The sequence below is a fragment of the Flavobacterium sp. AK-345 genome (assembly GCF_058310175.1).
Genome location: NZ_JBZEER010000001.1, coordinates 668,441 through 681,561 on the forward strand (window position 1 = coordinate 668,441; position 13,121 = coordinate 681,561).

The 13,121-nt window shown below is 32.5% G+C and carries 19 protein-coding genes; 16 read left to right on the forward strand and 3 right to left on the reverse strand.

Annotation, left to right across the window (positions count from 1 at the left end; genetic code table 11):
* Nucleotides 1–54 precede the first annotated feature (54 nt).
* Complete coding sequence (locus AC4FQ3_RS03070; RefSeq protein WP_491180812.1) at nt 55–1,203, forward strand: Gfo/Idh/MocA family protein; 1,149 nt, start codon at nt 55–57, stop codon at nt 1,201–1,203.
* A gap of 141 nt (nt 1,204–1,344) precedes the next feature.
* Here the strand turns inward: AC4FQ3_RS03070 and AC4FQ3_RS03075 are convergent, their stop codons facing one another.
* Together AC4FQ3_RS03075 and AC4FQ3_RS03080 are read right to left on the reverse strand one after the other, a co-directional pair.
* Nucleotides 1,345–1,545, reverse strand: coding sequence for a hypothetical protein (locus AC4FQ3_RS03075; protein ID WP_491180813.1), 201 nt, complete (start codon nt 1,543–1,545; stop codon nt 1,345–1,347).
* A 35-nt stretch (nt 1,546–1,580) separates the two neighbouring features.
* Complete coding sequence (locus AC4FQ3_RS03080) at nt 1,581–1,775, reverse strand: hypothetical protein (protein ID WP_042566974.1); 195 nt, start codon at nt 1,773–1,775, stop codon at nt 1,581–1,583.
* Between the two features lie 87 nt (nt 1,776–1,862).
* Here AC4FQ3_RS03080 and AC4FQ3_RS03085 point away from each other — a divergent pair, with 87 nt between their 5' ends.
* From AC4FQ3_RS03085 to AC4FQ3_RS03120, 8 genes are all read left to right on the forward strand, one after another.
* Nucleotides 1,863–2,564: a S24 family peptidase gene (locus tag AC4FQ3_RS03085; protein WP_491180814.1), complete on the forward strand. Its 702-nt coding sequence runs from the start codon at nt 1,863–1,865 to the stop codon at nt 2,562–2,564.
* A 125-nt stretch (nt 2,565–2,689) separates the two neighbouring features.
* Nucleotides 2,690–3,013 carry an ArsR/SmtB family transcription factor gene (locus AC4FQ3_RS03090; RefSeq protein WP_042566972.1) on the forward strand — a complete coding sequence of 108 codons (324 nt, stop codon included), beginning with the start codon at nt 2,690–2,692 and terminating at the stop codon, nt 3,011–3,013.
* A 6-nt stretch (nt 3,014–3,019) separates the two neighbouring features.
* Nucleotides 3,020–3,487 (forward strand): SRPBCC domain-containing protein, encoded by a 468-nt coding sequence (locus AC4FQ3_RS03095; protein ID WP_491180815.1) that lies wholly within the window; start codon nt 3,020–3,022, stop codon nt 3,485–3,487.
* Between the two features lie 120 nt (nt 3,488–3,607).
* Entirely contained in the window at nt 3,608–3,985 is a 378-nt protein-coding gene (locus AC4FQ3_RS03100; RefSeq protein WP_491180816.1) for a DoxX family protein, read from the forward strand.
* Between the two features lie 16 nt (nt 3,986–4,001).
* Complete coding sequence (locus tag AC4FQ3_RS03105; RefSeq protein ID WP_491180817.1) at nt 4,002–4,580, forward strand: YdeI/OmpD-associated family protein; 579 nt, start codon at nt 4,002–4,004, stop codon at nt 4,578–4,580.
* Between the two features lie 29 nt (nt 4,581–4,609).
* Nucleotides 4,610–5,275, forward strand: a complete 666-nt coding sequence (locus tag AC4FQ3_RS03110; protein ID WP_491180818.1) for a DNA alkylation repair protein — start codon at nt 4,610–4,612, stop codon at nt 5,273–5,275.
* Between the two features lie 46 nt (nt 5,276–5,321).
* Nucleotides 5,322–5,780 (forward strand): SRPBCC domain-containing protein, encoded by a 459-nt coding sequence (locus tag AC4FQ3_RS03115; protein WP_491180819.1) that lies wholly within the window; start codon nt 5,322–5,324, stop codon nt 5,778–5,780.
* An 11-nt stretch (nt 5,781–5,791) separates the two neighbouring features.
* Nucleotides 5,792–6,349 carry a DUF4256 domain-containing protein gene (locus AC4FQ3_RS03120; protein ID WP_491180820.1) on the forward strand — a complete coding sequence of 186 codons (558 nt, stop codon included), beginning with the start codon at nt 5,792–5,794 and terminating at the stop codon, nt 6,347–6,349.
* A gap of 42 nt (nt 6,350–6,391) precedes the next feature.
* On the opposite strand, the gene AC4FQ3_RS03125 is transcribed toward AC4FQ3_RS03120, so the two are convergent.
* On the reverse strand, nt 6,392–6,826 hold the full coding sequence (locus AC4FQ3_RS03125; RefSeq protein ID WP_491180821.1) for a PepSY-like domain-containing protein: 435 nt from the start codon (nt 6,824–6,826) through the stop codon (nt 6,392–6,394).
* A 274-nt stretch (nt 6,827–7,100) separates the two neighbouring features.
* Here AC4FQ3_RS03125 and AC4FQ3_RS03130 point away from each other — a divergent pair, with 274 nt between their 5' ends.
* The 7 genes from AC4FQ3_RS03130 to AC4FQ3_RS03160 all read left to right on the forward strand — a co-directional run bounded on the left by AC4FQ3_RS03130 (nt 7,101) and on the right by AC4FQ3_RS03160 (nt 13,042).
* On the forward strand, nt 7,101–7,670 hold the full coding sequence (locus AC4FQ3_RS03130; RefSeq protein WP_491180822.1) for a Crp/Fnr family transcriptional regulator: 570 nt from the start codon (nt 7,101–7,103) through the stop codon (nt 7,668–7,670).
* 78 nt (nt 7,671–7,748) lie between these two features.
* Complete coding sequence (locus AC4FQ3_RS03135; protein WP_491180823.1) at nt 7,749–8,486, forward strand: SDR family NAD(P)-dependent oxidoreductase; 738 nt, start codon at nt 7,749–7,751, stop codon at nt 8,484–8,486.
* Between the two features lie 132 nt (nt 8,487–8,618).
* Nucleotides 8,619–9,020: a VOC family protein gene (locus AC4FQ3_RS03140; RefSeq protein ID WP_491180824.1), complete on the forward strand. Its 402-nt coding sequence runs from the start codon at nt 8,619–8,621 to the stop codon at nt 9,018–9,020.
* 211 nt (nt 9,021–9,231) lie between these two features.
* Complete coding sequence (locus AC4FQ3_RS03145) at nt 9,232–10,323, forward strand: acyltransferase family protein (RefSeq protein ID WP_491180825.1); 1,092 nt, start codon at nt 9,232–9,234, stop codon at nt 10,321–10,323.
* Between the two features lie 149 nt (nt 10,324–10,472).
* Nucleotides 10,473–11,222 (forward strand): SDR family oxidoreductase, encoded by a 750-nt coding sequence (locus AC4FQ3_RS03150; RefSeq protein WP_491180826.1) that lies wholly within the window; start codon nt 10,473–10,475, stop codon nt 11,220–11,222.
* Between the two features lie 47 nt (nt 11,223–11,269).
* Nucleotides 11,270–12,187: a helix-turn-helix domain-containing protein gene (locus AC4FQ3_RS03155; protein ID WP_491180827.1), complete on the forward strand. Its 918-nt coding sequence runs from the start codon at nt 11,270–11,272 to the stop codon at nt 12,185–12,187.
* A gap of 141 nt (nt 12,188–12,328) precedes the next feature.
* Nucleotides 12,329–13,042 (forward strand): hypothetical protein, encoded by a 714-nt coding sequence (locus AC4FQ3_RS03160; protein WP_491180828.1) that lies wholly within the window; start codon nt 12,329–12,331, stop codon nt 13,040–13,042.
* Nucleotides 13,043–13,121: the final 79 nt, after the last annotated feature.

Consider the following 13,121-nt stretch of genomic DNA (forward strand, 5'->3'; position numbering starts at 1 on the left):
ATTTTATGAAATTAGTTACTAATACTAAAATGTTTCACTAAAACAGTAATCTTTATGGAAAAAATATCAAGACGTTCTTTTGTGAATAAATTTGGCGTTGGCGTTGGAGCTTCGGTTGTATTGACTACGCTTCCCTCCTTTTTAGAATTGCCTGAAAATCAGCAGGAAATTTATACAGGCAAAAAAATCAACATAGCCCTTTGCGGATTAGGAAATTACGCTGGTTTGCTGGCTCAGGGAATTCAGGTTTCTGAATATTGCACTCTTGCAGGAATTGTTACCGGAACGCCTTCGAAAGCTGAAAAATGGAAAAAACAATATAATATTCCTGAAAAGAACATTTACAACTATCAAAATTTTGATGAAATAATTAATAACAAAGACATTGATTTAGTGTATGTTGTTTTACCAAATGGTTTGCATAAAGAATTTGTTATTCGTGCTGCAAAAGCCGGTAAACATGTCATTACCGAAAAACCAATGGCGGTAACGGTAAAAGATTGCGACGAAATGATTAAAGCCTGTAATGATGCAAATGTTCAGCTAGCCATGGGTTATCGCTTGCATTATGAGCCTTATCATTTAGAAATTAAACGATTAGGACAAAATAAGATATTCGGACAAGTTCGTTTTATTGAAGCTTCACTGGGTTATAAAACTTACGATACAACTAGTAAGGCCAAAGTGGATAAAAAAGACCGTAACGAATGGCGATTGACGAAAGCACTTGGCGGCGGCCCATTGATGGATTTGGGAATTTATTGTATTCAAAGTGCGCGTTATGTTCTGGGCGAAGAACCAATTGCTGTAACGGCCCAATTTGGAACTGTAAATGATAAAGACAGATTTTCTGAAACTGAAGAAAGCATCAGCTGGCAAATGGAATTTCCGAGTGGCGCGGTTGCCAATTGTAATACTTCCTGCGGTTTTTATGTAGACAGATTTTACGCTTCTGCAGATGAAGGTTTCTTCGAAATGAGTCCTGCGCTTAGTTATGGTCCGTTTGTAGGGAAAACTTCAGAAAAAGAATTAAAATTTCCTGTAATAAACCAACAAAAAACGCAGTTGGATGGAATCTGTAAGGTATTAGCAGAAAATAAAAAATTACCGGATCATATTACGGGCGAAGAAGGCAAGAAAGACATCAAAGTCATTAATGCGATATATAAAGCTGCCCAGGAAGGAAAGAAAATATTTTTATAATTCGGAAATAGAATAATAAAGAAATAATTGTAGCTAAAAATAAATAACCTCCAGAGTAATCAGTTCTGGAGGTTAAAGAATGGGCGCAAATAAAAATAAATAAGGAAAACACCCATTCGACAAAAATGAACCAACTAAAAATTAATGGATCTTATGAGCTTCACCATTAAACCCTTCCCTATTATTATCTTCCCATGATTTTGCAAACTTTTTAAAAGCTTCTTTTTCTGTTCTTGAAAGTTCGCATTCACATTGCCAATTACCGGATTTATCCTTATAGACTAGTTTTTCGTTAATCTCGTATTTTTCCTGATGTTCTATTTCTTTTATTTCAACAATCATTTTACTGCGATTTATAGTTTTGGCTTATAATAGAATTACATTGTTTTTAAAAGCTCTGTAATAGCAATTTCCATTTTTTTATAATCTTTTCTAATTTTATCAGTCATTTCACTTTTTCGGTCGCCAGAAAGACTCATTGTGATGAATCTTTTTGATATACCATATTTTTCTTTGATACGATTAAGGATTTCTTTATTGTAAGTATTTTTCTTTTTCGTTTCTTTGTCCATTGCTTTGTTTGTTCCCGTTGTAAGAACAAATATATAGACAATTGTTTATTAAAGCAAATAAAAAAGTAAACTATTTCCTATATTTTTATGAAAGCCATTGAAAGATTTTATCAATACCTTGAATATAAAGGTATTAAACCAACCAGATTTGAAAAAGATTGCGGACTCTCTAATGGTTATTTAGGGACGCAATTAAAACGGAACGGCACTTTGGGCGAAGATGTTCTGAATAAAATAATAGACAATTGTCGAGATATTAACCCTGTTTGGCTACTTTCGGGGCAGGAAACTATGCTAAAAAACATACCTTATGAAACAAATTCTGATATAAATTTTGTAAGTGAAGAGCCTGCAGAATACAATAAACAGCTTCTACCTCTTTATGATATAAAAACGTTATCATCTGCAGAAACATTATTTAAAGATAATAACAAGGAAACACCACTTGGACATATAACAATTCCGAACTTACCGAAATGTGATGGCGCAATTTATGCCAGCAGCGACAGTATGTATCCCCTTCTAAAATCGGGCGATATAATTTTGTATAAAAAAATAGCAGCCACAATCGAAAACATTTATTGGGGCGAAATGTATCTTGTTTCTTTAATCAATGATGATCAGGATGAATTTATAATGCTAAAATGGATTCATAAATCTGAAAAAGGAGATGAATTCATTACCCTTTCTTCAGAAAATAAGCATCATCAGCCAAAAGATTTCAACATTAATGCTATTAAAGGCCTCGCATTGGTAAAAGCAAGTATTAGAATAAATGAGGTCTATTGATTTATTTAAACATTTAGTTTTCATGTCCTTAAATAAACGAGTTTAAATATTTTTTTAAACATTTTGAGTAAAATATTTTGCGCAGTTAAATAACTGCATTATATTTGCAGTCAAATAACTGCACAATGGAAATCCGAAGAGATGTATTTCAGGCAATTGCCGATCCCACACGTAGGGCAATATTAAGTCTGGTCGCCATACAAGCGATGACGCCGGGCGCTATTGCCGAGAACTTTGAATCGTCAAGACAAACGATTTCAAAGCACATTCAGATATTAAGTGAATGCGAATTGTTAAGCCAGACTCAAACAGGCCGGGAAATTTATTATCATTTAAATCCTGAAAAAATGAAAGAAATAGACCAATTTATTGAACCATTCCGCAAAATGTGGGACGACCGATTTAATAAACTCGAAGCTATCATGAAAAACTACCAACCTAAAAAGTAGCATAATATGGAACAAAAAACAAAAATTGCAGCAGAAGAAGACAAACAGGAGTTGGTAATTACCAGAGAATTTGATTTGCCATTAGAATTGCTTTTTAAAGCGTATGAAGAACCGAAAATTGTAGCACAATGGATGGGAACAAAAGTAATTAAACTGGAAAATAAAAAACATGGCGGTTATCAGTTTGAAACTTCTGACCCCAACGGAAATGTGGTTTTTAAAGCAAATGGAACCATTCATGAGTTTAGTGTCAACGAAAGAATTATTAGAACTTTTGAAATGGAAAACTCTCCTTTTGCGGTTCAGCTTGAATTTTTGGAATTCGAAAAAATTACGGAGCAAACCAGTAAACTTACCATGCAAATTGTTTACAAAAGTGTAGAATTGAGAAATCAAATGTTGAAATTACCATTTGCACAAGGATTAAATATGGCACATAGCCGTTTGCAGGATGTGGTGAACAAATTAAAATAAAAAGTAAACATTTGATATTTAAAGATTTAAATTATTTTTTAAGCTAATTTAAAACCTCCATTTACATTTGTAAATTTTGATGTTTAAAACAGTAAACTTAACCGATAAAAATAAAATATTATGACAAAAAGAAATAAAATTATCTATTGGATTGCAACAATTTGGCTTGCTCTGGGAATGACATCAACAGGAATTGTACAAATAATAAAACTAAAAGAAGAAGTTGATATGATGACACATTTGGGTTATCCGCTTTATTTTTTGACGCTTCTTGGTGTGTGGAAAATTTTGGGTGTTATTGCAATTCTAATCCCTAAATTTCCGTTATTGAAAGAATGGACTTATGCAGGTTTCTTTTTTGCAATGTCTGGTGCTATTTTTTCTCATTTAGCTGTAGGCGATGATGCTATTGCGCTTTTTGGCCCTACACTATTAATTGTTTTGACAATAATATCCTGGTATTTCAGACCTGCAGACAGAAAAGTTATTTCGGCTTAATTTAAAAACAGTTAAAATGAATCCTAAAGTTGATTTTTATTTTGATCAGGAAAAAAAATGGCAAAAAGAACAAGAACAATTAAGAGAAATTGTTCTTGAATGCGGTCTTGCAGAAGAATTAAAATGGGGCGTTCCCTGTTATATGCATCAAAAAAGCAATATTGTTTTAATTCATTCCTTTAAAGAATATTGTGCGCTTTTGTTTTTTAAAGGAGCGTTATTGAAGGATACCGACGATATTTTAATTCAGCAATCTGCAAATGTTCAGGCAGCACGCCAGATCAGGTTTACAAATCTGCAGGAAATAATTGATTTAAAATCAGTTCTTAAAACTTATATTTTTGAAGCTGTTGAAATTGAAAAAGCAGGTTTGAAAGTGAATTTGAAAAAGACAGCAGAATTTCCGGTTTCTGATGAATTTCAACAGAAATTAGATGAAAACCCAGACTTTAAAAAAGCTTTTGAAGCTTTAACTCCCGGAAGACAAAGAGCTTATTTACTTCATTTTTCACAGCCTAAACAAGCAAAAACCAGAGAATCGAGAGTAGAAAAATACATACCTGCAATTTTTGAAGGAAAAGGATTAAATGATTAATATTTCTTACTTTTAATTAAAAAAAGAATATGAAAATTCAGGAAATACTTGAACAGCTTAAAATGCTGAGCAACGAAAAAATGATTGCTCATAATAAAAAGTTTGGTGCCGGCGATAATCAGTTTGGTGTTAAAATGGGTGATATTCGTGCATTGGCAAAAAAAATAAAAACCAATCATGAACTTGCTCTCCAACTTTGGGATACTGAAAACGTTGATGCCCGATTTTTGGCAACTTTGCTTATTGATCCAAAAAAAATAGCAAAAGGAGAGATAAACAGACTGGTAAAATCTGAAAAATTCCCTCATGTTGCCGATTGGCTCTATACCAATGTAATTAAACCATATCCGGATAATGAAGCTTTAAGAATCGAATGGATGCAGACTAAAGATACCATGCAATCCCGCGCAGGCTGGAGTCTTACGAGTGGAGCTGTGGTTAGAAACCCTGATGTTCTGGACTTGCCTGCCCTTCTTGACCGCATAGAATCTGAAATGCCAAAAGCGGCTCCCGAAGTACAATGGACGATGAACAATACTTTGGCAAATATCGGAATCAATCATCCTCAATATCGGGAACGTGCGCTTAGTATTGGTGAAAAATTAGGTATTTATAAAGATTATCCTGTTTCTAAAGGTTGTACTTCGCCTTTTGCACCTATTTGGATAAACGAAATGGTGAGCAGACAAAAGTAAAAATTGTCCACTCACCTATTTATCATAACTTTTAAGGAAAAGTAAAATGGAAAAAACGAATCATACAGAAAATAAAGAACTCCGAAGTACAAAAATATTTAATGCTCCAGCAGATATAGTTTGGGAAGTCTGGACAAATCCTAAACATATAACAAATTGGTGGGGACCAAATGGTTTTACCAATACGATTCATAAAATGGATTTTGAAGAAAATGGCGAATGGAATTTAACCATGCATGGTCCGGAAGGTACTAATTACCCAAACAGAAGTATTTTTAAAGAAATTATTCCGTTTAAGAAAATCGTTTTTGAGCATTTCAATCCGCATTTTATCACAACCGTTTTATTTGAATCCAAAGGCAAAGAAACCTTATTAGACTGGTCGCTTTTATTTGATTCTGAAGAAATGTATAACATTATCGTAAAAGCGCATAAAGCTGATGAAGGACAAAAACAAAATTTAGAAAAACTCGAAAAATATTTAGCAGAAATGCTTAATAAATAAAATATAACATCATGAAAAACAAACTACCAGAGACAGCAACTGAAGAATTACTTAAAGTACTTAAAAAACGTTTTGAAGATAATATGAACCGCCATCAAGATTTGGTTTGGGATAAAATTCAATTAAAATTAGAAGCAAATCCTGAAAAATTGTGGTCACTTGACGAAATGGAAAGAACTGAAGGTGAACCGGATGTTGTGGGGTATGATAAAAAAACAGACGAATACATTTTTTATGATTGTTCAGCAGAAAGTCCAAAAGGTCGCAGAAGCTTTTGTTACGATCACGAAGCTCTCGAAAAAAGAAAAGAAAACAAGCCCAACGACAGCGCATTAAATATGGCTGAAAACATGGGAATAGAACTTTTGACCGAAGAACAATATCGCGAACTTCAAAAACTGGGAAAGTTTGATACTAAAACATCAAGCTGGATTGTTACGCCTTCAAATATTAGAAAGCTTGGTGGGGCTTTATTTTCAGATTTTCGTTATGATACTGTCTTTGTGTATCATAACGGTGCAGAATCGTATTATGCAGCCAGAGGATTTCGTGGTTCTTTACGAGTTTAAAAAAAACGGCTTCATGTTTAATGAAGCCGTTCTTATAATGATCTAATCTTTTTTATCTTTTAGAATTTTACCATCTTTTGTAAATTCCAAATCAATTTTATTGGTTAAATCGACATCCAGATCTTTGTGGCCGTAATCTATATGGGTAATTTTTTCGTTTGGATGATTTTTTGCCACATAGTCTTTTACAGCTTGCGGAATAAAATCGGTTGGAATTGGTTTATCATCTCCATCAACTTCGCGATACGAACCATCTTTCCAGAACTCTACCTCTGTTCCGTCTTTTAGTTTTACTTCATAGCCTTTTTCGCCGTGTTCAGCATCTTTTTTAGCTATATCAACAGTTGTATTGCTAAAATGCTTTTTTAAAAACTCTTGTGCCGGTTGTGGCAGTTCAGAAACTTCTATTTTCTTTTGGGCGTTTGCCGATATTATAAAGCCAAATAATAATGCGGTCAGTATGATTTTATTTTTCATGATTTGTGTGTTAAAATTATAGTAATCACTAATTTACAATAAGAAAAAATGCATTCAAATCACTTTAAGAAATTTTTAGATTTTTTTTTAACGATTATTTATTCCGATTTCCTGCAAGGTTTTCAAAACCTTGTAGGTATTTGAATTTCGATCATATTATTTTGCAGTTCTAAAATTATACCTACAAGGTTTTGAAAACCTTGCAGGATTAAAAAAGCTTTTATTTTTTGCCAAATGACAAATTCAGAAAAAATAACTTTGATTATCTTGCAGTATGAAAGAATTTATAGATTATATATTGCAGTTTGGTACATTAAATCAACAGCAAATTGATTTAATTTTAAAGAAAATCACAACATTAGAACTTCAAAAAGACGATTATTTTTCTGAAGCCGGAAAAATTTCCAATCAGGTTGGTTTTGTTTTAGATGGAATTGTTCGGGTTTGCTATTACAATAACAAAGGCGAAGAAATTACCAAATATTTCATTGACGAGAATAATCTTGTAGTCGATTTAGAAAGTTTTGAAACCGAAACCCCTTCATCTGCCTACGTTCAGGCTGTAAATGATTGCAAAATCCTTATTTTTTCAAGAAAAGACTGGAGAGAACTTTCGGATACTATTGTGGGCTGGGATGCGATTGTACACAAGCTTATTTCGAAAGCATTGCGACAAAAAGTAGAAAGACGAAGCCCGCTAATTTCTGAAGATGCTACAACGCGTTATTTAATGTTTTTAGAAATTTACCCTAATATCGTAAATCGTGTTCCGCTTTCGTATGTTGCTTCGTATCTTGGAATTACGCAATCTTCTTTAAGCCGAATTAGAAAAAACATACGTTAAATTTGCTTTTTGTCATTTGGCAAATGATTCTATTTTTAAACGATTGAAATTTGCCTTATTAATTTTAAAATAAGAAAAATGAAAACAGCATTAATTACAGGAGCCAATAGAAGCATCGGATTAGAAATGACCAAACAGCTTTCAAAAAAAGGATTATTTGTTTATTTAGGATCCCGCGACCTGGCAAAAGGGAAAGCAGTTGTAGCCGAATTAAATCAAAACGGATTTGAGAACATCAAAGCCATCGAAATTGATGTCACAAAACCGGAATCGATTTTAGCTGCTCAAAAAATAGTTGAAAACGAGAAAGGAAAACTGGACATTTTGATAAACAATGCCGGAATTAGCGGTGAGTTTCCTCAAAGTGCTTTAGATACTTCTATAAATGATATTCAGAAGGTATTTGATACCAACTTTTTTGGTGTAATAAGTGTTACGCAGGCATTTTTAGAATTGTTGAAAAAATCAGAAAGTCCAAGAATCAGCAATATCACTTCGGGGCTTGGATCCTTGACTTTACATAGCGATCCGAATTGGAAATATTACAATTTTAAAGCCACGAGTTATATTACTTCAAAAGCCGCTTTAAACGCTTACACGATTACATTGGCTTACGAACTAAAGGATTTACCGTTTAAAGTTAATGCAATTGATCCGGGTTATACGGCCACAGATTTTAACCACCATTCTGGTCCCGGAACTGTAGAAAGTGCAGCAACTTTTATCATCAAACACACTTTGACAGACGAAAATGCGCCAACAGGGAAATTTTTCAGCAATGATATTGAGGATAGTTCAGAAATGAGTCCGTGGTAAAAAATAGCTCTATTGTTTTAAATAAGAAAAACTTCATTATTTTTAATGGAGTTTTTTTGTGGGCTGATGTCTGCGAATTAATTTTATGTTTTATAAGTTTTACATTTTCAATGGAATATAAAATCAGATAATATGGAAGATAAAAATAATCAAACAGACACTACTCCAAAAGTAACCGGGATTGGCGGTATTTTCTTTTTTACAGAAAACCCAAAAGAAACCAGAGAATGGTATGCGCAAAATTTAGGACTTGACGTTAATGATTGGGGTTCGACCTTTGAATCCAGAAATTTTAATAATCCTGACGTGATAGATTCTCTGCAGTGGAGTCCTTTCAAAAAAGATGATGCATATTTTTCTCCATCAAAAAAAGAATTTATGATCAATTATCGTGTTCAGAATATTGAAGGTCTTGTCGCTAAACTTAAACAAAATGGTGTCACTGTTTTGGATGATATTGCAAGTTATGACTACGGAAAATTTGTTCATATTATGGACACCGAAGGCAACAAAATAGAGCTTTGGGAACCTTAAATTACAAAAATTAAAGCTCCATTAGAAATAATGGAGCTTTTTTTATTCTTTAAACCAGCTTTTTAATGACTTTTTTTAGAATTGGAAATCATACATTTAATTGAATTATCTATTCGAATTTTGATATGATTATTAATTTATATAATTTGCGATGGCTTGAAATCAGGCACTATCGCCGTATTTCACTTAATCTGAAAGGATATATAAAAGAATGAATTCCAACAATACTTTCGCAGTAATTCTGCCAACAAAACAACATTTTGAAATTCTTGACGGATTAAGAGGTATTGCCGCTTTTGCTGTTGTACTATTTCATTTTATGGAATGGATTTACACTGATCCTACTAAAAACTTTATCGGACATGGTTTTCTGGCTGTGGATTTTTTCTTTTGTCTTTCCGGTTTTGTAATTGGATATGCTTATGACGATCGTATAGCACAAATGGGACTTCGTAAGTTCTTTATTTCAAGAATAATCAGACTGCATCCGTTGGTTGTAGCAGGATCAATTTTAGGATTGCTGGCTTTTTTGTTTGATCCTTTTGGAGGTCATTCTGAATTGTACAGCAACGGAAAAATTATTTTGACATTTATTTGCTCATTATTCATGATTCCATTACCGATAATAGCCGATCGTGGTTTTAATCTTTTTAGTTTTAATGCGCCTGCATGGTCATTATTTTGGGAATATATTGCCAATATTGTTTACGCATTTGTGCTTTATCGAATAAGCCGTAATTATTTGCTGTTGCTAACAATAATAGCTGCTATTGCCATTTGTTATGTAAGTTATAGTTCCGGCAATTTGTTAGGCGGCTGGAGCGGCCCTACTTTTTGGGACGGCTGTGCCAGAATATCTTATTCTTTTTTAGCAGGATTACTTATTTATCGTTCTAATTGGATCATCAAAAATAAACTTGGATTTACGGGTTTGTCAATATTATTATTGCTGGCTTTTATAATTCCATTTTCAAACTGGAACTGGTTATCTGAGACTATAGTTGTCCTGTTTTATTTTCCTTTATTGATAGCTTTGGGCGCAGGAGCAACATTATCGCCTCAATTCAAAAAGGTTTGTGTATTTTCAGGAAATATCTCCTACCCTTTGTACATGACGCATTATGCCGCTTTATGGATGTTTGGTAATTATTACACAAATTATAAACCTAATCATACGCAACTTACACTAATAGTTATTTCCGGACTTATTTTGTTAGTTGGATTTGCTTATTTGGTAATGACAATTTATGACATTTCCGTAAGGAAATATTTAAATGAAAGGTTTGTGAAACGAAAAATTTAAAATATTTAAAAATACATTTTGCTAACAACTCCATTAGAAATAGTGGAGTTTTTTTGTTTCTTACCAATTCAACTACAAGATTCTCCAATCTAACTACATAAGACAATAAAGGGCAACCGAATTTTGTAATTCATTATAAAAAGAAAAAAATGAATAGTACAGAAAAAAATCTTAACGGAAAAGTTGTCGTTATTACCGGAGCAAGCAGTGGAATTGGTAAAGCGATTGCATTGAAACTTGCAGAAAATGGTGCCAATGTTGTATTGGGCGCCCGAAGAAATGAAAAGCTTTCAGCATTAGCAAATCAAATAAAAAAGGCAAATGGAAAAGTAGAATATGCTGTAACTGATGTTAAGAAAAAAGAAGATTTGATTAATCTGGTTCAAACCGCAATCAAAGCCTATGGTAAATTGGATGTAATAATAAATAATGCCGGTATTAGCGAACTTAGCCGAATTGATGATTTGGATATTGAAGGCTGGGATGAAATGATTGATGTAAATATTAAAGGTGTTTTATATGGAATTGCTGCTGCCATCCCATTTTTTAAACAGCAAAAATCCGGACATATTATCAATATAATCTCTACTTCGGGAATAAAAATTGTACCAATGCAAGGTGTTTATGCAGGAACTAAAAATGCAATACGCACTATTGCAGAAGCATTTAGACAAGAGTCGAATGGAGAAATACGCATTACAGGAATTTCTCCCGGAGTCGTGAATACAGAATTTGTAGATAATATTAAAAACAATACAATGAAATCTGTAGTAAAAGAAAACATGAAAAAAATGGCAATTAGCCCCGATGCGATTGCAAGTGCTGTTTTATACGCTATTGAACAGCCTTTGGACGTTGAAATTGGAGATATTGTTATTCGTCCTTCGGTACAAAATTAGCTTTCGCTAGTGTATATTAAAGTATTATTGTAAATTTATTTTTTAAGATGAAACAAGATAATTCAAACATACAGACTTTTAAAAGTATCTCTCAGTTGCTGTCTTATCTTCAACTGCCGGGACCAATGCACCCTCTTATTGCTCTGGTCAATTATGATGATGTAGTGTTGAGTTCGTTTGAAAAAAATCAAAAGATTTGTCTGGATTTTTATAAAATTTCATTCAAAACCAATTTTAAAGGACAAATAAAGTACGGACACGGATATTATGATTTTGAAGAAGGAGGTTTAGCATTTTTAAAACCAAACCAAATTGTAGTTTCTTCAGAAAATTTAGAAAGCTACGAAGGATATTCATTATACTTTCACCCCGATTTTATTAGAAATTACCCTTTAGGAACGGCTATAAATCAATATGGTTTTTTTTCGTATGCAGTTTCAGAAGGATTGTTTTTATCTGTAAAAGAAAAGAAAATCATTCGAAATTTATTCAATACAATAGCAGACGAATTAGAGAATAGTATTGATCAATTCAGTCAGGATGTTCTGGTTTCTCAAATAGAATTATTATTAAATTACAGTAATCGTTTTTACAATCGGCAATTCATTACCCGAAAAACAGTAAATCACGAAATTGTAATTGCTTTGGATAACCTTTTGCAGGATTATTTTATAAAAGAAAGCAGTTTAGAAAAAGGTTTGCCATCTGTACAATTTGTTAGTAATCATCTCAATTTATCGCCTCGTTATTTAAGCGACATGCTGCGCTCGCTCACAGGTCAAAACACGCAACAATACATTCAAAATAAGTTAATCGAGCAATCTAAAGATTTACTAAGTTCAACTTCATTGTCTGTAACAGAGATTGCCTACAAACTGGGTTTTGAACATCCACAATCATTCAGCAAACTTTTCAAGATAAAAACAAACCAATCTCCTTTGCAATTTAGGCAGTCCTTTAACTGAAATATTTTAAATATAAAACTTTTACCAAATAAGTAAACACCAAAAAACAAGACGATACTCCAGATGAAACTAACCTTTGTAATAGTAATAACTTTTCTTTTTAATTGCAGTAATATTATTTACTCACAAAGAAAACATGTAATGGAAAGAAAAGAGAATGATGTCATTATTAGCGAATATATAAAAACAGGAAAATATATTTTAAAAGATAAGAATGGACAAGTTTTATTACAAGATTTAAGAGGGATGCAAAACTTAGGTGGCGGATATCAGGCGATTAACTCAAATAACGAATTAATTTATTTTTCTATAAATAAAGGCACTATAGAGTTAAAATCAGGTGTTAATGAAATTAAATATATTGATTTCACTTGTGGCACAGTTCCTAATTATCAAGTCTCTGTAAAAGAAACTTTAAATCACTTTGAAATTATATTAAAGACTGATAATGCTATGGTTAACCAAGAAGATACAGTGGACATAATAGGTCAAATATCAAAAAATGATGCAGATGATTGTTTCTTTATAAATTATGAAAAAGTATCTTCTTACGAGAATTATCCGGAAACAAATAGACTTTTAAATATTAAAAATGAGAATGCGAATTCTGTTATATTCAAGAAAAATAATCTTTATGGAATTTTTCAAAAAACAGAAGCAATATACAGTGAAATAAAAATTGTTAATCTTATTACTAAAATCAAGAAAGACAATTTATATTCCTATTACGAAATAAATAACACTCCAAAATACAAGGAATTAGGTAATTTTGTGGGTGTATATGCGCGATTTGAATTGCCTAATGGCAAAAAAGGATACTTGACAGGATCCGGTTATGAGTATATGGATGAATAATACTGTCCTAAATTTGTAATTCACAGTTTCTTAAGTCTGTGAAAACAACCAAAATATAAAAAAATAAGCCGTCTAATGG

What these genes read in the sequence shown, in the direction of transcription:
- AC4FQ3_RS03110 (WP_491180818.1), top strand. Translation starts at nt 4,610, where the DNA reads ATGAAAATTCAGGAAATACTTGAACAGCTTAAAATGCTGAGCAACGAA.
- AC4FQ3_RS03115 (WP_491180819.1), top strand. Translation starts at nt 5,322, where the DNA reads ATGGAAAAAACGAATCATACAGAAAATAAAGAACTCCGAAGTACAAAA.
- AC4FQ3_RS03085 (WP_491180814.1), top strand. Translation starts at nt 1,863, where the DNA reads ATGAAAGCCATTGAAAGATTTTATCAATACCTTGAATATAAAGGTATT.
- AC4FQ3_RS03140 (WP_491180824.1), top strand. Translation starts at nt 8,619, where the DNA reads ATGGAAGATAAAAATAATCAAACAGACACTACTCCAAAAGTAACCGGG.
- AC4FQ3_RS03070 (WP_491180812.1), top strand. Translation starts at nt 55, where the DNA reads ATGGAAAAAATATCAAGACGTTCTTTTGTGAATAAATTTGGCGTTGGC.
- AC4FQ3_RS03145 (WP_491180825.1), top strand. Translation starts at nt 9,232, where the DNA reads ATGAATTCCAACAATACTTTCGCAGTAATTCTGCCAACAAAACAACAT.
- AC4FQ3_RS03100 (WP_491180816.1), top strand. Translation starts at nt 3,608, where the DNA reads ATGACAAAAAGAAATAAAATTATCTATTGGATTGCAACAATTTGGCTT.
- AC4FQ3_RS03155 (WP_491180827.1), top strand. Translation starts at nt 11,270, where the DNA reads ATGAAACAAGATAATTCAAACATACAGACTTTTAAAAGTATCTCTCAG.
- AC4FQ3_RS03130 (WP_491180822.1), top strand. Translation starts at nt 7,101, where the DNA reads ATGAAAGAATTTATAGATTATATATTGCAGTTTGGTACATTAAATCAA.
- AC4FQ3_RS03095 (WP_491180815.1), top strand. Translation starts at nt 3,020, where the DNA reads ATGGAACAAAAAACAAAAATTGCAGCAGAAGAAGACAAACAGGAGTTG.
- AC4FQ3_RS03125 (WP_491180821.1), bottom strand. Translation starts at nt 6,826, where the DNA reads ATGAAAAATAAAATCATACTGACCGCATTATTATTTGGCTTTATAATA.
- AC4FQ3_RS03120 (WP_491180820.1), top strand. Translation starts at nt 5,792, where the DNA reads ATGAAAAACAAACTACCAGAGACAGCAACTGAAGAATTACTTAAAGTA.
- AC4FQ3_RS03135 (WP_491180823.1), top strand. Translation starts at nt 7,749, where the DNA reads ATGAAAACAGCATTAATTACAGGAGCCAATAGAAGCATCGGATTAGAA.
- AC4FQ3_RS03075 (WP_491180813.1), bottom strand. Translation starts at nt 1,545, where the DNA reads ATGATTGTTGAAATAAAAGAAATAGAACATCAGGAAAAATACGAGATT.
- AC4FQ3_RS03105 (WP_491180817.1), top strand. Translation starts at nt 4,002, where the DNA reads ATGAATCCTAAAGTTGATTTTTATTTTGATCAGGAAAAAAAATGGCAA.
- AC4FQ3_RS03150 (WP_491180826.1), top strand. Translation starts at nt 10,473, where the DNA reads ATGAATAGTACAGAAAAAAATCTTAACGGAAAAGTTGTCGTTATTACC.
- AC4FQ3_RS03160 (WP_491180828.1), top strand. Translation starts at nt 12,329, where the DNA reads ATGGAAAGAAAAGAGAATGATGTCATTATTAGCGAATATATAAAAACA.
- AC4FQ3_RS03090 (WP_042566972.1), top strand. Translation starts at nt 2,690, where the DNA reads ATGGAAATCCGAAGAGATGTATTTCAGGCAATTGCCGATCCCACACGT.
- AC4FQ3_RS03080 (WP_042566974.1), bottom strand. Translation starts at nt 1,775, where the DNA reads ATGGACAAAGAAACGAAAAAGAAAAATACTTACAATAAAGAAATCCTT.